This window comes from Streptomyces typhae (assembly GCF_009755605.1).
Taxonomy (GTDB): domain Bacteria; phylum Actinomycetota; class Actinomycetes; order Streptomycetales; family Streptomycetaceae; genus Streptomyces; species Streptomyces typhae.
On sequence record NZ_WPNZ01000019.1, the window covers coordinates 65,078 to 86,727 of the forward strand.

General features: G+C 68.9%; 14 protein-coding genes and 1 pseudogene. 10 read left to right on the plus strand and 5 right to left on the minus strand.

Features of this window, described 5'->3' with window-relative positions; translation table 11 throughout:
- Positions 1–147: 147 nt before the first annotated feature.
- Entirely contained in the window at positions 148–357 is a 210-nt protein-coding gene (locus tag GPA10_RS29315) for an RNA polymerase sigma factor sigma-70 region 4 domain-containing protein (RefSeq protein WP_058849022.1), read from the plus strand.
- Positions 357–927: pseudogene (locus GPA10_RS29320) on the plus strand (Clp protease N-terminal domain-containing protein). The gene GPA10_RS29315 and the pseudogene GPA10_RS29320 overlap by 1 nt, the downstream one beginning before the upstream one ends.
- A 791-nt stretch (positions 928–1,718) precedes the next feature.
- Here GPA10_RS29320 and GPA10_RS44140 read toward each other — a convergent pair.
- The 4 genes from GPA10_RS44140 to GPA10_RS29340 all read right to left on the minus strand — a co-directional run bounded on the left by GPA10_RS44140 (position 1,719) and on the right by GPA10_RS29340 (position 13,866).
- Positions 1,719–1,865, minus strand: a complete 147-nt coding sequence (locus GPA10_RS44140) for a polymorphic toxin type 43 domain-containing protein (protein WP_425505831.1) — start codon at positions 1,863–1,865, stop codon at positions 1,719–1,721.
- Positions 1,866–2,069: 204 nt separating this feature from the next.
- On the minus strand, positions 2,070–2,483 hold the full coding sequence (locus GPA10_RS29330; protein ID WP_198351739.1) for a hypothetical protein: 414 nt from the start codon (positions 2,481–2,483) through the stop codon (positions 2,070–2,072).
- Positions 2,480–9,430, minus strand: a complete 6,951-nt coding sequence (locus GPA10_RS29335; RefSeq protein WP_246260000.1) for a polymorphic toxin-type HINT domain-containing protein — start codon at positions 9,428–9,430, stop codon at positions 2,480–2,482. Before GPA10_RS29335 ends, GPA10_RS29330 begins: the two co-directional genes overlap by 4 nt.
- Positions 9,431–9,573: 143 nt before the next feature.
- A complete protein-coding gene (locus GPA10_RS29340) occupies positions 9,574–13,866 on the minus strand; it encodes a LamG domain-containing protein (protein ID WP_157168131.1) in 4,293 nt (1,430 codons plus the stop codon).
- Between the two features lie 303 nt (positions 13,867–14,169).
- Here GPA10_RS29340 and GPA10_RS29345 point away from each other — a divergent pair, with 303 nt between their 5' ends.
- From GPA10_RS29345 to GPA10_RS29380, 8 genes are all read left to right on the plus strand, one after another.
- Positions 14,170–14,769: a cupin domain-containing protein gene (locus GPA10_RS29345; protein WP_157168132.1), complete on the plus strand. Its 600-nt coding sequence runs from the start codon at positions 14,170–14,172 to the stop codon at positions 14,767–14,769.
- Positions 14,770–14,771: 2 nt separating this feature from the next.
- A complete protein-coding gene (locus GPA10_RS29350; RefSeq protein ID WP_343041444.1) occupies positions 14,772–15,149 on the plus strand; it encodes a DoxX family protein in 378 nt (125 codons plus the stop codon).
- Positions 15,150–15,191: 42 nt separating this feature from the next.
- Positions 15,192–16,091 (plus strand): helix-turn-helix domain-containing protein, encoded by a 900-nt coding sequence (locus GPA10_RS29355; RefSeq protein ID WP_343041445.1) that lies wholly within the window; start codon positions 15,192–15,194, stop codon positions 16,089–16,091.
- Between the two features lie 97 nt (positions 16,092–16,188).
- Complete coding sequence (locus tag GPA10_RS29360; protein ID WP_157168133.1) at positions 16,189–16,644, plus strand: SRPBCC family protein; 456 nt, start codon at positions 16,189–16,191, stop codon at positions 16,642–16,644.
- Between the two features lie 83 nt (positions 16,645–16,727).
- Positions 16,728–17,840, plus strand: coding sequence for an FAD-dependent monooxygenase (locus GPA10_RS29365; protein ID WP_157168134.1), 1,113 nt, complete (start codon positions 16,728–16,730; stop codon positions 17,838–17,840).
- A 9-nt stretch (positions 17,841–17,849) separates the two neighbouring features.
- Positions 17,850–18,200 carry a hypothetical protein gene (locus GPA10_RS29370; RefSeq protein ID WP_157168135.1) on the plus strand — a complete coding sequence of 117 codons (351 nt, stop codon included), beginning with the start codon at positions 17,850–17,852 and terminating at the stop codon, positions 18,198–18,200.
- A gap of 335 nt (positions 18,201–18,535) precedes the next feature.
- Positions 18,536–20,293 (plus strand): amidohydrolase, encoded by a 1,758-nt coding sequence (locus tag GPA10_RS29375; RefSeq protein WP_246260004.1) that lies wholly within the window; start codon positions 18,536–18,538, stop codon positions 20,291–20,293.
- Between the two features lie 196 nt (positions 20,294–20,489).
- Positions 20,490–20,795 (plus strand): ANTAR domain-containing protein, encoded by a 306-nt coding sequence (locus GPA10_RS29380; RefSeq protein ID WP_343041446.1) that lies wholly within the window; start codon positions 20,490–20,492, stop codon positions 20,793–20,795.
- A 118-nt stretch (positions 20,796–20,913) separates the two neighbouring features.
- On the opposite strand, the gene GPA10_RS29385 is transcribed toward GPA10_RS29380, so the two are convergent.
- Entirely contained in the window at positions 20,914–21,408 is a 495-nt protein-coding gene (locus tag GPA10_RS29385) for an ATP-binding protein (protein ID WP_343041447.1), read from the minus strand.
- Between the last annotated feature and the right edge of the window lie 242 nt (positions 21,409–21,650).

Here is a 21,650-nt window from a genome sequence, read left to right on the forward strand (position 1 = left end):
TGCGGCCCTAGTTGAGGCTATTTGCGTCAACCTTGAGCCGTGCGGCCGCCAGCGGTGTTGACGGGAGAGTGGCGACGCCGCTCGCGGGCGCCCGCCTCCCGTCAATCGGGGTTGACGCGCTCGCTCATGTCAACGTACGTTGACGCCATGACCGAGGCAACGGATCTCGCAGAGCGGGCCGGGGATCACGATCCACGCATCGGGCTGCGGGCGGTCGCCGCGCTGCGGCGGCTGCTCGAACAGCTCGAGACCGTCCAGGTGCGCAGCGCCCGCAACCAGGGCTGGTCGTGGCAGGAGATCGCCGCCGAGCTCGGCGTCAGCAAGCAGGCCGTGCACAAGAAGTACGGGAGGCGATGATGTTCGAACGGTTCACACAGGGCGCCAGGGACGTGGTGGTCGGAGCGGTCGCGCACGCCGAGCGCGCCGGTGCCGCCACCGTCACCGACGAGCACCTGCTGCTCGCCCTCCTCGATGCCGAGGGCACCAAGGCGGCCTTCGCCCTCACCGCTCTCGGTGCCCCCGACCGCCGCGACGCGATCACGGCGGCACTCGCCGACGCCCGCCGTCGCGGGGGCGTCTCGCGGGCCGACGAGGAAGCCCTGGCCGGGCTCGGCATCGACGTGGACGCGATCGTCTCCAGCGTCGAACAGGCCCACGGCGAAGGCGCGTTGGCCCACACGGGCGTCCCCGGCCGCGCCCCCCCGCCGCGGCCGCCGCCTCCTCGGCCGCACCGGCCACCGCCCGTTCGCCCCCGAGTCCAAACGCGTCCTTGAACAGGCACTGCGGGTCGCACTCGGCCGGGGCGACCGCAGCATCGGCGACGAACATCTGCTTCTGGCGCTGACTGCGCGGCCGGGGGTTGTGCGGGATGTTCTGCGGGGGCGGGGGGTTTCTTATGAGGGGGTGGTTCGGGTGCTTGGGGGGTGAGCTTTTCCCTGCCGCCGGGTGTCTTTCCGCACCGCCGCGTACGCGGCATCGACACTCGGCGTGAGGGGCACCGGCCATGTGCGAGGAAGTTCCCTGCGCCACGTGAGCCGCAACATCTGCACCGGCACGCCTACCCCCGACGCTCCTCGCCTCGCACCGCGGACGAAGCTCGCCGACTCCGCTGTCGTCGTCGAAAGCTCCTGAAGCCCCACCCGTCATACAAGTGGGGCTTCAGGTTTTCTGAAGCAATGGCTCCGAGATGCGGTCAGGGCTGATCAACCCTGTTCTGGGTGCCCTGCGGGTGTCGGATCACCTACCCGCCAGCGGCCCGAGCTTGATCCCGCAGTTCTGGCGACAGCACCTGCGAGGCAGCCATTTCGAGAAGAAGCTTGCGAGTGATCTCTTATTTGAACTCCTCTCGCCGAACCATCTCGGTAGCCCAAACTGTAGCCAGCTCCATCCAGTACGACCGACCGGATTTCCACGCCGTCTCCACTGTCCGTTCGATGAGATTTTCAGGGGTCGGAACGCCGCCTTGGCCGAGGTGCTCCCACGAGCGGCAAAAAGCGGCCAAGCATGAGGGGAGGTCACGCTCCAGGTATGGCCACATGGGAACGAATCCCGATCCCTCGAGAGAGGACCGGCCTTCTGACTCCACGCCTACGCCGATACGACCATCGGGCATGATCCCAATCCAGGCCCCGTCCCCCCGATACACCACTGGATTCCAGTTCCCCATCTCAACCCCACGGCCTGTAGTCGAAGTCGATCCCTTGATCGCTCATGAACTGCTAAAAGTGCTGGAACTGCTGGAATTGCTGGAATTGCTGGCGTGTAGAGTCCGTCCACCTGTGGCCGTAGCGACCGCTGTTCTCCGTGAACACCAGGCAGCCGTTGTTGGGAAAGAGCGTGCCACCCAGCACTGTTCCTCTGTCCATACAGTGCGACGCCACCGACGCCCTCGGTGCCGTGCTCGTCGGCCGGGAGGCCACCAAGACGGCACGCTCCGACGCCGACGAACCGCCACCCTGCGCCTCAGTCGTCTGCTGACGTTGCCGTCAACCACTGCTGTCAGACCGCGCAGAAGCCCCGTCAGGACGCATCTGACGGGGCTCCGCTTTACTTGCGCGAACCTGCAACAGCTATTCGAATAGCTCCGCCTCAATGCGATATTCGCGTCTCAAGTCCTCCACCAGCCGCCTACGCGCAAATTTCACCACGCCGCGCGCCCACCAGTATTCCGCGGGGATCCTTGGAAACGCATCCGGAATGAGGAGTACACGGAATCTTGAGTCTACCGCTTCCACTTCTACGCGAAGTAGCACAAGCTCGGGAAAGCTTTGCAGTTCCGCAGAACCCAAGGCCCTTGCCAGAGAATCCCTTGACGTCAGATCATTGAAGTAGTCTTCGGCGTCACCCCGATATCCCTGTTCGCACTCTTCGACGAACGTCCTCCAGCGGGACAGGAGCGCCTCCGGTTCGACGTCACGCCACCGACCTGACTCTCTGACAAAGCTGGAGAACGCGTCGCGGAAGTTCTCGGTGTCATGCGTCACCGGGCCGCCTCCCGCTGGAAGTATGCGAGCGGATCATCTGGCCGGAAATAGGTGGTGATGGTATTTCCGTTCCTCATTCCTATTCTTCCCTGGGAATCCATTCGAATGATGACGCCGTCACTTCTGACAGCTTCACGAGCGGCGGCAGGGCAGCTACCGGGACACATCAACGCCTGCGCGTCCGCGACGTACCTTTCAAACCCATCATCCGTGTCATATTCCGGCATATCAGGCCTACGGGTGGGGTTTCCGGAATCATCGAGACCCAGGACATGTTTGTCGTACTTCTCGTCCGCAACACCAATCTTGAAGTCGCAGTTGCTGTTGTGAACCAATACTGGAGTCCTGCCCGCCAGTACATAATACGTGTGCAACCCCTGAACAGTGAGGTTGTACGTCCGCTGGCGGTCCAGGTACTGGCGTGCAGCCGTCACGGTGACGGTATCGCCGTCGTCCGTGCGGAGGGTCATGCCGGGCCTCAGATCTCCGGCTTCGACCCAGTCCTGCTCGGAGACCGACCAGAACGGATGCTCGTAGGTGGCGGTCAGTTTCTCTGGGCCGTCGGGGGTGGCGATGGTGAGTTCGGTGAATCGCTTGTCGTCGTCGGTGACGATCGTCGCGGTGACCTCGCGCTCACTGGTCTCCCCGGTTTCCGGGTCGGTCGCCCGGACCTTGTCGCCGAGTTCGATGTCCTCGATCTTCTTGGTGGAGCCGTCGGCCATGACGACGCCGGTGCCGGCGAGGAAGCACTTGCAGCCGGACGGGAGGCTCCTGCCTGCCCTGCCTGCCGCTTCCTCCCCCTTCGCTGCCTTCTTCAGCCCCTTGATCGCGCCCTTGAGCGGTTTGAGGACCTTCCCCCACGGGAGGAGATCCATGGCGGTCTCGCCGCACTCCATGGTGACGCCGGGGTGCGTACCGCAGGTCTTCCACGAGTTGAGGTCGGGAAGCATCATCTTCGGCACGTCTTTTGCACCACCGGCGCCGAAGAATCCCCTGAGGTGGGAGAAGATTCCCTTGTCGAGCGGAGCGAAAGGATTGATCATCCCTGCCGGAGCCATGCGGCTGCTGCGGCCACCGGTGTACAGGGCATTGGTTGTGTAACCGCCTCCACCGCCGTAACCGCCGCCGCTGTACCCGCCGCCCCCGCCGTATCCGCCGCCCCCGCCGAAGCTGCCGCTGGACTGGCTGTCTGCCCGATTCCGGGCGATAACTCGGTCGTATATTTTCTTGCCCGTCTTGTACAGGCCGATGATGTCGAAGATCGAGAACTTGCCCGACGGGTCGGAATACACCAGCGGGCTGTTGTTGCCGTAGGCGTACCCGTTCATCTGCTGCGAGTCCGACAAGTCCATGACCGGGTCGACGGAGATGAACCGGCCGATGGCGGGGTCGTACTCGCGGGCGCCTAGGTGGGTCAGGCCGGTGGAGGGGGTGTCGTCGGTGCCGCCGACGAAGCTCTTGGTCCCCGGCCAGGACGTGGGGCTCTCGCCGCGCTGCCCACCGAAGGGCAGGGTGCGGCGCTGGGCGAGCTTCAGATCGGCCGCAGCGACCGAGAGCTGGCCGGTGCCCTGGTGGTCGGCGGTGATGAAGGAGACGGAACCGTCGTCCTGCGTGACGGCCTCGTGGCCGCCTCCGAGAGGTGTGTAGCGCGTGGCTCTGGTCTTGGCCGCCCCCTTGGGGAGCGTGACCTCCGAGTGGCCGAGATAGAGCGTGGTCTCCGAGGGTGTGCGCGCGATGAGGCGGTTGCCCTCGGTGTCGTACAGGTACTCGGTGACCTTGGTCTTCTTGGTGCTCTTCCTGTTCTTCGTCTCCTCGGCGGGCTCGGTGACCTTGGTCAGGTGGCCTTCGGCGTCCCACTGGAGTGACTGGGTGGTGCCGCGCAGGGTGCGGCTTACGGTGTTGCCGGTCTCGTCGTAGGTGTAGGAGTCCTTGGTGGCGGTTCCGCCGGGCAGCTGCGAGGTGACGGAGGTCAGCGTGTGCGGCTGCGGGGTGCCCGGCTTGGGGTACTCGTAGCTGCGCTTGGTGTCCTTCGCCCGGTCACCGACGGCGCCACTGGTGTCGTGCAGGGTTTCGCCGAGGCGATTTCCCGACTTGTCGTAGGTGTAGGAGTGCCAGTACGGGGCCGGGCCGCCGATCTTGTCACCGGCCGGGGCGTCGGCGCAGTTCTTGTCGCCCTGCGTCCAGGCCTCGGTGAGACGGCGGAGGTAGTCGTAGCCGAAGCACTGGGTGTCGGTTCCCGTGCGGGACACGTCCGAGACGGACAGGACGTTGCCGGCCTGGTCGTAGCGGTAGGTGTCGTGCTGGTCGACGCCGGGCTGATCCTCGCGGTCGACGCGGGAGGTGGCCAGGCGCTGGGTGCCCCACTCGTAGGTGTTGGTGACCCAGGTCTTCTTGCTCGCGCCATTGGCTCCCAGGGCGTACTGGAGCGGCTTGCCGGTCAGCGAGTAACTGGTGTCGGCCTGGAACCCGCTCGCCAGGATGGACGTCGGACGAAGGGTCTCCTTGTCGTAGGAGGTCGAGTACCCACCGCCCGGCAGGTTACCGGCCGCCGAGTAGCTCACACCGCCTACCAGGCCGGAGGGCAGATAGCGGGTGCCGCTCTGGTACGTTCCGGCCAGTGCGCCTTCCTTCTCCGGGATCTCCAGTTCGGTCTTCATGGGCCGGTAGAGCCGGTCGAACATGGTGACCTTGCTGGTGTAGGCCGCGCCGTCCACATAGCGGGTGGACTCGGCCAGTTGCCCCTTGGCCTCCTCGACGGTGTCGTAGACCCACTTCGCCCGCAGGGCTCCCGTGGAGCTCTTGTCACGGAGCTCGGTCTTGCGGCCCAGGTTGTCGTAGACGCTGGCCAGAACCGTGCCGCGGGCGTCCTCGGTGGTCGTCAGCTGCCCGCGGTCGTCGTACGCGCTGCGGGTCGTTCCCTTGTCGGGGTCACTGGCCTTGGTCTGGCGGCCCAACTGGTCGTACTCGTACCCCCAGGTGTTGTCGGCCGGGTCGGTGACCCGGGACAGCTCACCGCGTGGGCTGTACTGGTACTTCGTGGTGTCGTACGGCGCGTTTGCGCTGCGGCTGTGATGCTGACGCAGTTCGGTGGTGCGCCCACGGGCGTCGACGAGGCTGGTCGTGGCGTTCTCGCCCACGGGCGGGACGACCGTGGTGCGGTCGCCGCCGTAGGTCGTCCGGGTAGTGGCAAGGACCTTGCCGCCGTCGCCGTTGCCGGCGAGCCGCTTCTCCTCGACCGGGCGGCCGAGGCCGTCGAACTCGGTACGGGTCTGGGACTCCACGCTCAGGGCGTTGTCCGGTGTGAACAGAGTCCGCTGGGGCGGCCCTTCGGTGTAGTAGGGCGCGAAGGCCTTGGCCGCGAGCCCCCGTTCGTCGTAGAAGACGTCCGTGAGCAGTCGGCCGCCGTCGGGGCCGACCGCCTGGGTCTGGCGTTCGCGCAGGAAGCCGTCGTACAGCGTGTACGACGGGATCTGCCCCCCGTTGTTGTTCAGTGTCTGGGTACGGACCGCGACCGGCTTGCCCTCGTCCACGAAGTACGTGAATTCGTAGCTGGGCACCTGGCTGGTCCTGCGGTCCGCCAGCCACACCTTGTGCGAGCGGCCGAGTGCGTCGTACGTGAGATCGGTCCGCTTGTCATTGGCGTCGATTTTCGCCTGCGGCTGGCCGCGCAGCGGCTCCAGTTCCGTGACGGTGGTCAGCGCCGATCCGGGCTCCGCCGCCTTCGTCGGTGGCGATGTCTCCGTCACCTTGGTGGGAAAGCCGGTGGCCGGTGTGTAGGACGTGGTGGTGGTGCGGCCGTTCTTGCGCGGAGTGCGCACCGGATCGCCGTCGCCGGTGACGGTGACGTCGGCGGTGAGGTCGGTGGTCGTGAGCTGTCGCCCGTAGTCGTCGAAGGTGGTGCCGGCCTCCAGGTAGGTGGCCTTGGTGCCGTCGTGCTTCTTGAGCGTGGCCGTCGCGGTCGCGTCACCCCTGGCGGGCGCTGCGCCGTAGGCGCCGCCGTCATAGGCGGTGCGCACATCCGTGACCACGTCCTTGGCGCGGTCGGGCGTGTCCGCGCATGCCCCGGTCACCGTTTCCTCGCGTGCGGGCAGCGTCAGGATGTTCTTGTCGGTGTTGGTGGCGTACGTGGTACGGGTGCACTGGTTGTCGGAGGCCGTGTTGCTGTCCCCGCGGTCGTCGACCTGGACCGGGCGTCCTGCGACCGTGTCGTATTCCGTCGCGACGGAGGTGGTGCGCCAGTCCTTGCCCGCGCCGTCGTCGAGTGAGGTCCAGGTCTTGGAGTGGGAGGTTCCGGTGAAGTTGGACGTCACCGTCCCCCAGTCGCGGACCTTCTTCGCCGTCTGGTGGTGCCAGGGGCGCTCCACGGTCTTGGACAGGACCTTGCCGCCCGGTCCGGAGTAGGCGACGGTCTTGTAGGGGAAGCCGGCCGCGGACTCGTGGTCGGTGATGGCGTCGCCCTCGCCGTCGTCGAGGGCGACGCTGACGGCCTTGGTGCCGCCGGAGGGTTCCTTGCGGTCACCGTCCATACCGCGCAGAAAGTAGGTGTCGGCCTGCGTCTTGAGGGCCGCGTCACCGCCCTGGCCGCCTGTCTTGACCCGCACGTGACCGTAGCCGCGCCACTGGGACCAGGTCTTGAACTTCTTCTTCGTCAGGCCGTCGTCATCGTCGAAGTGCCAGGCGGCGTCGCCCAGGTACTCGTACCGGGTGACCGCGTCGGGTGCACCGCCGGTGCGGTCCGTGGTGGTCGTGGAGGTGACGACGTACTTGTTGAACCACTGCTTCTCGGGGTCGTCCTCGGAGTCACCGCCGATGAACTGGGGGAAGCAGCGGGTGGGGTTCGACTGCGGGCTGGGTAGATCGCCCCACTTGCACGCCGGAGCCGAATAGTTGACGTCGACCTGGCCGCCGGACTCGTCGGCGATCGTGGACAGGCGAGCCTTGATGAAGGGGGCGTAGCCGTCGCCGGTCTTGTCCAGACGATTTTCCAACTGCGTGTAGTCGAAGGTCGTCCTCGGCAGGGTCACGGCCGGTTCGGCGGTGTGGCCGGTGCGCTCCACGGAGTCGAGCAGGAGCTGGTAGTCGACGTCCGCCTTGCCCCAGCGGTGGGAGAGCTTGAAGGAGTCGACCTGGTGGTAGGCGTCGCCGTCGAGGACCTGGGTGGTGACGCCGGTCAGGCGTTTGCGGGTCCAGAAAGAGGGAGCGAGGCGTCCCTTGTCACACTTGCTGCCCGCCTTGCAGTTCAGGTCCCACGGCGTGTCGTACCAGTAGAAGGAGTCCTTGTCGATGTCCTTGCAGTCCGTCTTGTTGTCCACGATGCAGCGCTCAGCGGTGGTGAAGTCGACCTTCGCCAGCGGCTTGCCGCCGTACATGGACGAGGACTTCAGGCCGTACTCGATACGGTCGAGGGAGCCGCCGCGCGTGTAGGGAGTGTCGTCCTCGGCCTTGAGGTTGCGGCCGTAGGAGTTCCTCTCCTGGTCGTAGTAGTACGCCATCGCGTTGCCGCGCGGGTCCACGACGTAGTCGAGGTTCCAGCGCCACGCCTGCTGGCACCAGGAATCGGCGAAGGAGTCCTTGTGGCACGGTTCGCCGCTGTTGTTGCCGAAGACCGGCAGCGTCCAGGTCGAGTCGGTCGTCGGTTTCCCGTCCTTCCAGCCGGGCAGGCGGTGGTAGCCGAAGTAGTAGCGCACACCCTCGGGGTCGGTCAGGCGCCAGTACTCGCCGTCGTCGTCACCGTTGCCACGGTTGGCGGAAGCCAGTCGCGTGATCAGGGTGCCGTCGTCCTGCTTGAGCTTGAACTCGTCCTTCTTGCCGGTCGGAACCAGTTCACCGCCCTTGCCGTTGAGGGTGAGGAAGGCGTTGTCGTAGTCCCAGCACTGATCGCCGGGCTTGACGCCGTCGGAGTGCTTCTCACCGTCGTCGGCGCACGGCTTGTAACGGCGCTCGATGAAGCCGGACCACAGGTCGAAACCGTCACCGACCCAGGACGACTGGTTGTTCGTGTTGCCGGTCCGGCCGTCGACGTTGCCGGAGGAGTACGACAGGCCCACCTGGGGCTGCAGCCCGCCCGGTACGTCGGGCACCGGCATGTCGTAGGACCAGTCGAAGTCGCCCGTGTTGAGATTGGTGTCCCACGTGGCCGACGCGGACAGCGAGGTCGCCTTGTAGTCGCTGTTCTCGCTCTTGTCCGCGGTCACTGCGGCAAGGACCGTGGGAGCCGCAGCGCGCACAGGGACCGCGGCCGCCGTCAGGGTCTGCTTCTCGGTGTCGTTGACCGTCTGGACGGGCCGCGCCGTGCGGCACCGCTCCTCGGCCGGAGTGCGCAGAGCGCACGCCGGGAGTTCGACGAGGGTGAGCCGCGAGGCGTAACCGCCGCCGAAGGTCCCGGCAAAGCTGGAGTAGTCGAGTTCCGCCCGGACCGTGCCCGGCTTGTCGCGCTGCCTCTCTCCCGATGCGAGGGTGAACACAGGGCCGTTGACGCCTGCCTGCTCGGCCGCCTGCCGGCTCAGCACCCGCGCCTTCACCGTGCCCGTCGCCGCCGGAGCCGATGGCGGTGACGCCTTCGCCGCGCGGGCCTTGCCTCGCGGTGCAGCCGCCTCCGGTGCGGCCAGCGAGAGCGGCAGCCCTTTCGCCCGGACGGGACGGGTGTCGGCCCGACGCTCGGAACCGGGGATGCTCACCACGGTTGAGCCGGCCTTGGGCCAGTGTGCTCTGGGTCGCTGAGCAGGAGTCCTGGGGCCCTTGGCCACCTTGCGCGGCCGGAGTTTCGCTCCGTCGCGGCCCTCGACCGGCTGCTCCGCCGACGGGAGTCCGGGTCGGCCCCGCCCGTCGGCGTTCGCCTCCGGTGCCAGCACCGCCTGGAGCAGCGTGCCCACCATCACGGTGGACACGGCCAGGGCGATCCTCCGCCGCAGCGCGAGGCCGCGGGGTGGTCCAGCTATGCCATTCATGTGTGTCAGATCTCTGATAGGCCGCCGTGGGGCGGCATGACGGATTGCGCCGCGCAGCATGAACCGCTGCGTGGCCTGCTGAGATGAAGTGAGATGTGCGGCCCGGGCGGGCCCTGTGCACCAGGACCCGCCCGGGTGGGGAATCAGGCCGCGGGGATGTCGCTCGGTACGTCGGACCACTGTCCGGCGAGCCACTCGACCTGGGCGTCGGTCAGGGCACCCTGGAAGGTCCACACGTCGTCGACCGAGCCGGGGAAGTACGCGCCCCACGTACCGTCGTTCCTCGCGCGCCCGACCTGGAACGACTTGGTCGCCTTGAAGGCGAGAGTGTCCTCCGACCAGGAGATGAGGTCCTCGCAGCCGGTCTCGTCGGACTCGCCGTCGCCGTCGTCATCGCCGCAGGCGACCTCCTGCAGTTGCCCGTTCACGTACAGGCGGGCCTCCTTGGCGAACCCGTCGTAGACGACCGCCAGGTGATTCCAGTCGTTCACATCGAAGAACTCGCTGTGGGCGACGGTTTTGACGGACGCGTCGGTGTCGTCCTTGTCCGGCACCGCCAGCTCCCAGCGACCGAGGCTCTCTGGCTCCCTCCTGTCGGGCTTCTCGGGAACGAAGCGCACGGTGAACGCGCTCTGCCGCGAGCCCTCCGCGCTGACGAGTGCGGCCGTACGCTTGGGCAGCGCGGCCGCCTTGGCCCACGCGGTCACGGTATAGCTGGCATCGGTGTTCATCGGCACACTGCTGGTGGACGCGTACCCGCTGGTGCCGTTCAGCTCCAGACCGCCGTCATCGACCATGCCCTTACCGGCCTCGGCCCCGCCGTGAAGGATCATCGACCGCTCCTCGTCGGACGAGTCCGGAGTGGTGACCGGGTTCGTGCCGGTGACGGTCTCGAAGTTCCAGCGGCCCTTGACCAGCGGCCGCTGCTTGAACATCTGGCGGACTTCGCCCGCCGAGACCGGACGGTCGAGGAGGCGCACGTCGTCGATGGTGCCGGGGAAGTGGTTCGCGACCTTGCCGTCGTAGGAACCGGCGCCGATGTACATGGACTGGTCGGCGTAGAAGGCTCCGGCCAGCTCGGTCTCGCCGGCTTCCGTTCCGTTCACGTACAGGGTCAGGGAGTCGGCGACCGTGTCGTGCACGCCCACCAGATGCACCCACTCACCGACGTGTGCCCTGTCCCCTTCGGGCTGCATGGCGCGGATGGGTTTGGCGTCGGTCGCGTCGGCGGAGTACTGGTTGACCGCCCACCGGTCGTAGGCGGCGGAGTAGTACAGCTCGAACCCGGGAGCCTTCTGGCCCGCCTGGGCGGTGATGATCGCCGCGCCGTCCGGCCTCTTGCCGAGCTTGGCCCAGGCGGAGACGGTGAAGCTGCGCGAGGTGCTCACGTGCGGGCCGCTGCTGCGACCGATCCTGGCGTAGTCGTCGCTGCCGTCGAACCGGGCCGCCTTGCCCGCGATGCCGCGTACGCCGGTGGTGACGCCGCCGTGGTACTTCGCGGGCAGCACGCCGCCGTGTCCGGCGATCTCCGTCGCGTCGGCCGGCTCGTCCAGGCCGAAGACGGCGAGGGCGGGACGGCCGGGGTCGCCGACGCTGTCGTGGGAACGGAGCTTGTCGACGTCGTCCTGGCCCAGCGGCTTGTCGAAGAGCTGCACCTCGTCGATCGCGCCCGGGAAGAAGTTCGCGGGCGCGCCGCTGTAGGAGCCTGCTCCCAGCTGGAATCCGCGCCGGGCCTCCCACGGATCGGCGTACGGGGTCTCGCCCACGAGCTTTCCGTTGACGAACAGCTCCAGGACGTCGCGCACCGAGTCGTAGGAGCCCACCAGATGCGTCCACTTGCCAATGCTCACACCGCCCGGCTTGTCCGCCATGACCCGGGCGATACCAGGGTCCTTGCTGTCGGCCTTGTACTGGTTGAACGCCCACCGGTCATAGGTCTTGGTGTAGTACAGCTCGAAGCCCGGGGCGTGGTTGCCCGGCTGGGTCGCGATCACCGCCGCCCCGTCGGGCATCTTCGACAGCTTCGCCCATGCCGAGACCGCGAATCCGCGGCCGGTGTCCACGACCGGGATGTCGGTGGCCGCGTAACCGTCCGTACCGTTGAACGACAGCGCCGAGCCGTGCGCACCCGTGACACCGGACGTGGCTCCGCCGTGCAGCCGCGCGGTGCGCGAAGGCGTCGACCCCTCGGCTTCGTCCGCCCCCTTGGCCTCGTCCAGCTGCCAGGTGGCGCGCTCGGGCCGGCCGGCCTTGACCCGGTACTCGTAGGTCCGGATCTCGCTGCCGTTGCCCGCGGCGTCGAAGGCCTGGGCGGTGACGAAGTTCAGCCCCGGCGCACCGGGCAGCACGTTCACGCTCTTCGCACCGCCGTCGGACGTGGCCACCTTGTGCTTGGAGCTGGGGTCGCCGTTGACGCCGTACCGGTAGGACACCACGTCCTTGTCGGCGCCCTTCAGCTCGAACGAGCCGTACTTGCCCACCCCGTCGAACCAGGGGTCCTCAGGATCCTCGGAATCGGACGCCGGATACTCGCCCGAAGAGATCGCCGGAGCCCTGGGGACCTTGGTGTCGTACACGAAGTAACACCCCGTCGGGTCCCCGGCGTACGACCACGACGAGTGCTGTGCGCCGTCGTAGGAGCGCACGTACCAGTGCACTTCCTTGTTCGTCGGAATCGACTTGGGAAGACCGATGACGAAGTCCGAGCCGGACTTCTTCGCCGATGTGCGCTCGGGCTTCCAGCGGGCGATGGTCCCCTTGCCGTCACCGGCATCCCACTTGGCCTGGAACTCCACCGACACCTTGTCCTTGTCGGGGTCGGTCACGTTGTTCGCCCGTATCCTGCCCAGCGTGCGCACCCGTGCCGCGGATCCGGGCTTCTTGCAGACGCCGCCATACTCCATCGTCAGCTGCGACATCTTCACCTGCGGCGGCGGACGGTTGTACTTCACCCGTAGGAACGCCTTGTCCGAGAAGCGCTTCCAGCCGTAGGCGTCCGACTCGCTCCCGGCCCGCAGACCGAACGTCATGCTGTTGTCCCTGCCGTCGGCGGCGTCCTGCACGGCCGACTTCACCGAGAACTCGGCGTCCTTGGCCGCACAGCCGTCGAATCCGTACGCGAAGGACTTCGAGGACAGCTCCTTCTTCCAGAACCCGGAGTCGTTCTGTGAGTTCCACGTGGTGGACGAGGAGATGTCCTTGGTCTGCCACAGTTCGACCGAGCGGTCCGAGCAGGACGCCGACCACGTGTTCTTCACCACGAACTCGGCCGAAAGGATCGACTTGCCCGCGAATTTCGACACCGGGATGCGGTAGAAGAGCCGCTTGGTGTCGAACGGCTTGCAGTAGTACCAGTTGCAGTAGCCCATACCTGCGGTGCTCTCACCGTTGAACTTCCACTGCGGCGAGTCGGCCCAGTACTTCGACGCCATCGTCCACGCCGTCGCCCGCGGCGAATACCACTGCGGGTCGATGAACACCGGATACTGCGTGTCCCTGCCCTTCAGCACGTCCTCGTCCGGGGTGAGCACCAGCTCCTGTCCGCTCTCGGGGACCTCCACGTCCACGGGCGCGAGCTTGCCGGACTCCGCGGCCTCGGGCTCCGAGTGCTTCTGCGAGGCGACGCCGCGCAGCGCCTCGGCCCGGGAGCCGGTGGCCTTCCGCTGCCCCGGGTCATCACCCAGGCTGGAGTCCCACATCATCGGACGCGGGGCCTCGAAGACCGCTCCCTGTGCGCCCTTGTCCGTCGCCTCGAGTCCGCCCTCGACGGTCTCCTTCACGTCCATGCCGTCCGCCGCGAGCTTCAGACGCACCGTGGCGAGTTCCGAACCGGCCGCCGCCTCGGCGGACTTGACGACGAGGAGTTGGGTGAAGCCATCCTCCTGCGCACCCATTCGCAGGTCCACATCCGGCAGTACGTCCTTGTACGTGGCGGTGTCGCCGTCGAGCGTGGGCTCCGGCAGCTTCCCGGGCCAGGAGAGGGCGAGCTCGCGGCCCACCTTCGTCATCCGCACCAGCGGCCCGTCGCCGCCACCGGAGAACGCAAGACCCACGGTGGTGACCTTCGGAGTCACCGTCCCGTCCGCGGCCTTTACCAGATCGGTGTCGACGGGCTTCCAGCCGTCGCCAGTCCGGGCTCTCACGGGACGCACGTACTCCCGCGCTTCCAAGTTCCCGTCAGCCGTGGCGTAGACGTCGCTCGCCTCGCCGCGCAGCGAGGTCACCTCGACCGGCTCGCCCGTGCGCCTGGCCCGGTCCTGCGCGGCTTCCGCGGTCGCCGCTCCCTCGGATGCCCCTGTCCTCGTGGCTTTCGTCGCCGTCTCTCCTGCCGCAACCGGATCCGCTTGCGCGACCGGTGCGACACCCGTCAGCAAGGCTCCGGTCAAGAGCCCCGCCAACGTCCCTGCAACTCCGCGCGAGCGCGCGCGTCTCCACATACTGAACCCGTTTCGGACACAAAGATGAAGATTCCCTGAATGGGTAATCGGGCGACGACTCTATGCAGTCGACGCGGGAAGATCGGCGGGGACTGTTGGGGTGTAACGGGGATAACGGGCTTCCTGGATGTGTCATTGATCATGGTTGCCCATGGTGCGGGATCAGCTTCATAACAGTTGCCATATGCAAGGGAGTTGCGGAATGGGTACCTCCACGGGCGTAGCCCGGCCGATACCCATACGGCATCGACCCCACCGAACAGGTCTTGGACAGCCCCACCACCCCTGCCGTGAAATCGAGGCATGACCGACACGACGCAGACCAGCGCGCAGACGAGTGCGCACGCCAGTGCGCAGACCAGCGCGGCCACCAGTGAGTCGACCGTCCTCCCAGCCGACCCGGCCGTGTCCGTGGTCCGCCCGGGGGAGGGGGAGACGATTCTTCTGGGCAGCACCCGTATGCGGGTGCTCGAGGACGGGAGCAACACCGGGCACCGCATCGGCATCGCCGAGTCCGTTCTCGCCCCGTACACCCCCGGGCCGCCGCAACACCGGCACGCGCGGCACGACGAGGGTTTCTACGTCGTCTCCGGGACGGTGCGGTTCACGGTGGGGGAGGAGGACCACGACGCCGCCGCGGGCACCCTCGTGATGGTGCCGCGCGGAGCCCCGCACACGTTCGCCAACGTGACCGGCGAGCAGGCCGTCATGATCAGTACGTTCACCCCGGATCTGTACGTGCAGTACTTCCGGGACCTGCGGGACATGGCCGACGGCGAGCGGGAACTCACCCCCCGGACGAACGTCGACGCCATGCGTCGGTATGCCACCGAGCCCGCCGTCGAGCTCGTCCCGCAACCCGGCCCCGGGCCCGCCCCCCGACCCGCCGCCGATGCCCTGTGAACGTGGACGTCGTCCATGGGGACGTCGTCCACGGGGCCGTCGCCGGGCTGCTCGCCCTCTTCTATCTCTACGGAGGCGGGCTCAAGCTGGCGCGGAGCCAGGAGGAGCTGCGGCCGATGATGGCGTGGGTGGACAGCACGCCGATGCCGGCCGTACGGGCCATCGGGGCGGTCGAGGTGCTCGGCGCGGCCGGGCTGCTCCTGCCGCCGCTCACCGGCATCGCGCCCGTCCTCGCCCTCGCTGCCGCCATCGGGTTCGTGGTTCTGCAGATCGGTGCCATCAGCGTGCATGTGCGGCAGGGTGACCGGCAGGTCGCCATGAACGTCGTCCTGCTGCTCGCGGCGGCCGTCACCGCCCTGCCGGCGGTCGTCCGGCTCTGACGGCACGCCGTTCCGGCCGCTCCGGGGACGTAGGGTGGCGGTGTGTTCGACTCGCCCGACTTCGACCTGGCCCCGTACGCGGGCGTCGTCACGGAGAAGTCCGTACGGCGCACCTACTGCAGCTGGCACGACGCGGGCTGGCGGTCGCTGCTCGTGCAGTGCTTCACGCACGCCCAGGAGGCGGCCGAACTGCCGCTGCCCGGGGTGGCCGACCTGCATCTCGTGCTCTGCACGGGCGGCGACGCGGACATGCGGACCCGCAGCGGGGGCCGGGCGAACCGGCGGCGGTGGGTCCCCGGCCGCCTGGAGCTCATGATCCCCGGCCACGCGACCGTGCGCAGTTACCGCGCGGCCTCGGCACTGCGCACCGTGCAAGTGCACATCCCGCGGGCCACGGTCGAGCGGACCGCGGCCGAACTGGGCGGGCACGAAACGGACTTCGAGGCGCTCTTCGCCGTCCTGGGCGCGGGCGACCCTCTCGTCGAGCACCTCGTGCGCGCCCTGCCCGCCGCCGGGGCCGACGCGGACGACCTGTACGCGGAGGCCGCCGGGGCCTTCCTCGTGACGCATCTGCTGACCCGGGGACGGGAGCACCGGGACCACCGCTCCTCGCGGGCCCCAGGCCACGAACACGCCGCCGTCCGCCAAGCCGTCGCCGTCATGCGGGAACGCCTCGCGGAACCGCTGACCCTCGCCGAGGTCGCCGCCGAAGTGCGGCTCAGCGTCTACCACTTCATCCGCGTCTTCCGCGAGGCCACCGGCGAGACACCGCACCGGTTCCTGACCCGGCTGCGGATCGAGGAGGCACGGCGACTGCTCAGCCGCACCGGCCTCACCGTCGGCGAGATCGCCGAGCGCTGCGGCTTCGCCGGGCCGGGGAGCCTGTCCACCGCCTTCCTCGCACACGTCGGCGTCCGGCCGTCCGCGTACCGGAAGTCGTGACCGCGCCTGCGACGGCGGGTCCCGACCGCAAGATATGACCGCCAGGACGGCAATCCGGCGCATTCCCACCCCGGCGGCAGCTTCATAGCGTGGCGCAATGCCGTACAACTACGCCGTCACCGCACACTCCCCGGCACGTCCCACCACTGTTTTCGACGTGCTCCTGCGACCGGGGACCTGGCCGTCCTGGTCGCCGATCGAAGTCGCCGAGGTCGAGGGCGACGGCGACCCGGACCGCCGCCAGCAGATCGGTGACACACGCATCTTCAGCATCGGGCGGAACGCGGCGCGAGAGCGCATCACCGGACTGGTGCCCGACCGCACGTTCAGCTACGAGAACCCCGGCGCCCCCTTCCGCACCTACCACGGCACCGTCGCACTGGCCGAGGCACCAGGCGGCGGCACCGACATCACCTGGAGCGCGGTCTTCGAGCCGAGACTGCGGTTGGCGGGCCCCTTCTGGCGGTGGTACCTGAAACGCTTCATGCAGGGGATGGCCGACGGCCTCGCCGCGTACGCGGGAAAGGCGGCGGACCAGGACACCGCTCCCTGAGCGCACCCGGACCCTCGGCCACGGGGCCGCGCGCGGAACGCCGCACAATGGGTGCCGGTTGCCCGCTCCCGGTAAGGAACCCCGTGAACAGACCCCGCACGTTGATCGTCGGTGCCGGAATCTCCGGTCTCGCGCTGGCGAAGGCCCTCACGGACCGAGGAGCGGAGGTGGAGGTCGTCGAACGCCGCGCCGACGGCGGCGGGGCCATCGGCGCCGGTCTCTACCTCCCGGCCAACGCCGTCCGGGCGCTCCAACGGCTCGGCGTGGGGGACGAGGTGGCCGCGCGGGCGGCGCCCGTGACGCGGCAGCGGATCCACGACCACCACGGGCGCCCGCTCACCGAGTTCGAGGTCGGCCGGATATGGGGCGAGGTCGGTCCCTGCCGGGCGATCACCCGGGGCGACCTGCACGAGGTGCTGCGCACGGCCGTCGACGAGGGCCGTGGCGCCCCCGTCCGCCCCGGCACCGATGTGACCGGGGTGACCGACGAGGGGGCGGTGACCTTCGCCGACGGCACCACCGACACGTACGACCTGGTGGTGGGCGCCGACGGCATCAACTCCACGGTCCGGCGCACCCTGTTCGGCGGCCCAGGACCACGCTTCCTCGGCCAGCTGTGCTGGCGGTTCATCGCCGACGACACCACGGTGCCCGGCATCACCGACTGGACCGCACGCGTGGGGGACCGGGGCCGCACGTTCCTGACCGTGCAGCTCGGCGGCGGCCGCGTCTACTGCTACGCCGACATCAACAGCCAGATGTCCACTCCTCCGGCCGGCGACTGGCGCGCCCTCTTCGCGGACTTCGGCGCGCCGGTGCCCCAACTCCTCGCACAGGGGGAGGGCGCCTACTTCGCCGCCCTGCACGAGAGCGAGAGCACCGTGTGGACCCGTTCGCGCACCGTCCTCGTCGGTGACGCCGCCCACGCGTTCTCGCCCAGCATGGCCCAGGGCGGTGCGATGGCCCTGGAGGACGCCCTGGTGCTCGCCGACACCCTCCGCGCGGAGCCCGACGTCCCCTCCGCACTCGCCGCCTACCAGGCCCGGCGCGCCGGCCGGGTCGCCTGGGTGGTCGCGCAGAACCACCGCAGGGACAAGGCCCGCAACCTGCCCACACCGCTGCGCAACCTCACCTTCCGGCGCGCCGGTGAACGCCTCTTCCGGTCCAATCACGCGCCCCTGCACGCCCTTCCGTAGAGTGGCCGGATGCCGCTCGTCGAAGTCACCCACGCTGCCGATGTCGCCGACTCCACGCTCCGCGAGCTGGGGTCCGTGCTGCCCCACTTGGTCTCCGTGGCCGTGGAGTGCCCCGAGGAGCCGTACGACCACGATCTGCAGCCGGGCGACATCGAGATCCGCTTCCGGAAACTGGGTCCGCTGGACCGCAGCGGCCTCGACGTCGTGATCGAGGTGCGGTCCAAGTACTTCGAGAGCCGGGCCGAGAACCGGCAGGAACGCGTGGACGAACTGCACGAGGCCGTCACGGCCGCGACCGGACTCCGGGACTTCGGCATCTACTTGTCGCTGCCGGTCGCCGCGTGGTCCCAGGGGGACTGAGCGGGACGCAGCGGGGTTGAGCCGGACCGAGGCGCGGCTGGGCGGTATCGAGGATCGGTATCGGGGGGCGGTATCGGAGGCCGGTATTGAGGATCGGGACTGGATCGAGACGACCTGCACTCCGGATCGAGGCGACCTGTACTCCGGATCGAGGCGACCGACACCCCGGATCGAGCCGACCGGCGTGGCGGGACGGGCTGTCCCGCCGTACCCGGGCGGCCTGATCCGGCTCTTGACGGAACTCCGACCCGCGGCCGATCCTCCGTTCGATCGAGAGTCGATCGAGAGTCGATCGACTGCGATCGACTTCGCACAGCGAACGGGAGATCCGCAGCATGTCCGCTCCGCACGCCGATCGGTACCCCGACCAGCCCTCCACCTCATCGATGTCCCGGCGCGACGCAGGCCGCCTCTTAGGAGCCGCGGCAGCCGGTTCGCTGTTCGCCGGTGCGACGTCGACAGCAGCATCCGCGTCCACGGCGGGCAAGGCCGACCTGGTCCTGCGCAACGGCGACGTCCTCACCATGGACCCGAAGCACCCGAGAGCGTCGGCTGTGGCCGTACGGGCGGGCAGGATCGTGTACGTCGGGGACGACGCCGGGGTCCGGGCGTTCGCCGGGTCCCGCACCGACGTCGTGGACCTGCGGGGCCGCAGCCTGCTCCCCGGCATCAACGACACCCATCTGCACGCCGCCGTGTACCGGCTCAACCTGCCCCCGTACGCCCTGGACTGCGGACCGGCCGCGGTGAAGTCCGTCGCCGACATCGTCGCCGCGGTGGCCGCGGAGGCGGGCCGCACCCCGGCCGGGGAGTGGATCCGCGGCGCCGGGTGGAACCCCGGCCGGCTCGCCGAGGGACGCGAGCCCACCCGGGACGACCTCGACGCGGTCTCGCCCGACCATCCGGTCTTCCTCCAGGACAGCGGCTACCACGTCAGCGCCGTGAACTCCCGCGCCCTCGCGCTCGCCGGCATCACCGACGTCGGGCCCGGCGATCCGCGCAAGCCCGGCGTCGACTACGACCAGAACGGCCGCCCCACCGGAATCCTGCGGTACGGAGGGCAGGCCCTGGTGCAGCTGCTGCTCCCGTCCCGGCCGGGGAAGCAGTTGCGGGACGCGGTCCAGGACGTGGTCGCCCGGCTGCACGCGCAGGGCATCACCAGTTTCACCGACCCGGGCCTCGGCCCCGGCGGCGAGGGGCTCGGCGGCGGCACGCAGGGCACGGCGACCCTGGACGCGTACGCGGACCTGGCGAGGGCCGGAGGCCTGCATGCGCGGGTGAGCGCGCTGTTCCTGCCCTGCTCCCAGTCCGGCGGCTCCGCGGCCGCGGTCGACGCGGCGCTGCGCGCGTTCACACCCCCGGCCGGCGTCGACCCCCGGCGGCTCGCGGTGCGCGGGGTCAAGCTGTTCTCCGACAGCGGCGGTGAGCTGCTGGTCGCCGGGGACACCCACGAGGAGCGGGTCGCCGAGCTCACCGAGATGATCCGTGTGGCGCACGCCGCCGGATACCAGGTGGGTGTGCACTGCTACCGGTGGGTGCCCACCGTCGTCGACGCGATCGTCGCTGCGGGGCGGCGCCATCCGCGGGCCGGTGCGCGGCACGTCGTGATGCACGGCCCGTTCGTCCCCGTGAGCCTCCTGCCCACCATGGCGGAGCACGGGATCGGCCTCGGCCCGCAGGCGCAGAGCTGGGCGAACGTGGTCCACCGGGCCGCACAGGGGCCCGAGGGCGACGCGTTCCTGCCGTGGCGCTCGGTCGTCGACGCCGGGGTGCCCCTCACCGGCAGCTCGGACACCCCGGTGAACGATCCGGACTGGCGCGCCGGTGTGCGGGCCCTGATGACCCGGCGCGGCGCCTGCGGCGAGGTGCACGGACCGGAGCAGCGGCTGAACCTGGACCAGGCCCTCGCCGCCTACACGACCGCGGGTGCCTGGCAGGACGCCGCCGAGTCCTGGAAGGGCTCGGTGACCGTCGGCAAGGTCGCCGACCTGTGTGTGCTCGGCGGCAACCTGCGGACCACACCCGCCGAGGAGATCACCTCGGTGCCCGTGGAGACGACCGTCTTCGACGGCAGGATCGTCCACTCGTCCTGACCGGGCGGACGCCTCGTACCGCCATCTGCTTGCTGCGCGCAGGCAGTTGTGTGACACCGCGTCCGGGGGGAATGTGCTGCTCGAACCGGCACCTCGTACATTTCTCCCCAGAGGTCGTTGTTTCCGGATCCCAGACCCTGAACCGGAGAGGACAGTGTGTGACTCGCAAGACACTCGAGCCGAGGAGCCCGCGCAGGTGCCGCGGGAGCAGCTTGTCCGACTCGAAGAGGAGGTCGATCACCTCAAGCAGGCCGTGACGTCGCACGCCACGGTCGACCAGGCGATCGGAGTGATCCTCGCCGTGGGGCAGCTGACGCCCGCGCACGGGTGGGACGTGTTGAAGGAGGTATCCCAGAACACGAACATCAAGCTCCGGCACATCGCGGAGCTGATCGTGACGTGGGGGCGCACCGGCGAGCTGCCCTCGGAGGTGAGGTCCCAGCTCGAGTCGAGCATCGATCGGCGTTCCGGTCCCTCGGCCGAGGACGGCGCGGCTTCCTGAGCGGACCCCCTTCTGCCTCCGGGCGGGAGGGGGCTCCGTCGTCCCGGTAGTGGTCGTCCCTGGCCGTGGCGCCCCTCGGTGTTGGCCGTCCCCGGTCGTGGGGGCCGGGTCAGGCCGGTCAGCGGGGCTCGGGCGGCGGGGGACCGGCGTGGCGCATGCTGTCCGCGGCCTCGTCGGTGAGGGCGATGTGGGCGGTGACGCGCTTGCCGTCCGGCACGGGGGAGACCTGGAAGTGCCGGGCCACGGCCGTGACGATCTCCAGGCCGTGCTGCCCGACCCTGCGCGGGTCGACGGAACGGGCGGACGGACCGGCGCGGACGCTGTCCTGCACGGTCACCTGGACGGTGCCGCCCCGGATGCACAGCTCCATGAGCAAGGGCCCGGGGGCGTACTTGCACGCGTTGGTGACCAGCTCGCTGACCACCAGCTGCGTCAGATCCATGGCACGCGCGGAGACGGCCACGTCCTGGTCGGCGCGGGCACAGCTCAGGAAGTCGGCCGCGAGGTGCCGCGCGGTGGCGATGCAGGCGTCGTCGCCGCTCAGCGCCACCGCGGTGGCAGCGACAGCGGTGCCGCCCGGCACCGCTGTGTCGTCCCTCCCGGCTGACTCCACGCGTTGATCACCCTCGTTCCCGTTGTCCGCCAGCTACCCCGCCCGGCCCGTAACATGCTGTTCTTTTTTCCCGCCGTCCACCATCGCTTCGCGCGGCTCCCCGCGGGGTGTCCGGTCAACGGGAACGGGGCCCTGTTCACGCCCTGCGCAGATGGCCGATTTGCGGCGGTATCCGGTGAGACAGGCGGCACTGACCGACCGGACTTGATGCGGTCATGGACGTGGTACTGATTCCATTGACA

Bases quoted from the DNA above. Each gene is read 5' to 3' on its own strand.
- GPA10_RS29315 (WP_058849022.1), top strand. From the start codon at position 148: ATGACCGAGGCAACGGATCTCGCAGAGCGGGCCGGGGATCACGATCCA.
- GPA10_RS44140 (WP_425505831.1), bottom strand. From the start codon at position 1,865: ATGGACAGAGGAACAGTGCTGGGTGGCACGCTCTTTCCCAACAACGGC.
- GPA10_RS29335 (WP_246260000.1), bottom strand. From the start codon at position 9,430: ATGAATGGCATAGCTGGACCACCCCGCGGCCTCGCGCTGCGGCGGAGG.
- GPA10_RS29340 (WP_157168131.1), bottom strand. From the start codon at position 13,866: ATGTGGAGACGCGCGCGCTCGCGCGGAGTTGCAGGGACGTTGGCGGGG.
- GPA10_RS29345 (WP_157168132.1), top strand. From the start codon at position 14,170: ATGACCGACACGACGCAGACCAGCGCGCAGACGAGTGCGCACGCCAGT.
- GPA10_RS29360 (WP_157168133.1), top strand. From the start codon at position 16,189: ATGCCGTACAACTACGCCGTCACCGCACACTCCCCGGCACGTCCCACC.
- GPA10_RS29370 (WP_157168135.1), top strand. From the start codon at position 17,850: ATGCCGCTCGTCGAAGTCACCCACGCTGCCGATGTCGCCGACTCCACG.
- GPA10_RS29375 (WP_246260004.1), top strand. From the start codon at position 18,536: ATGTCCGCTCCGCACGCCGATCGGTACCCCGACCAGCCCTCCACCTCA.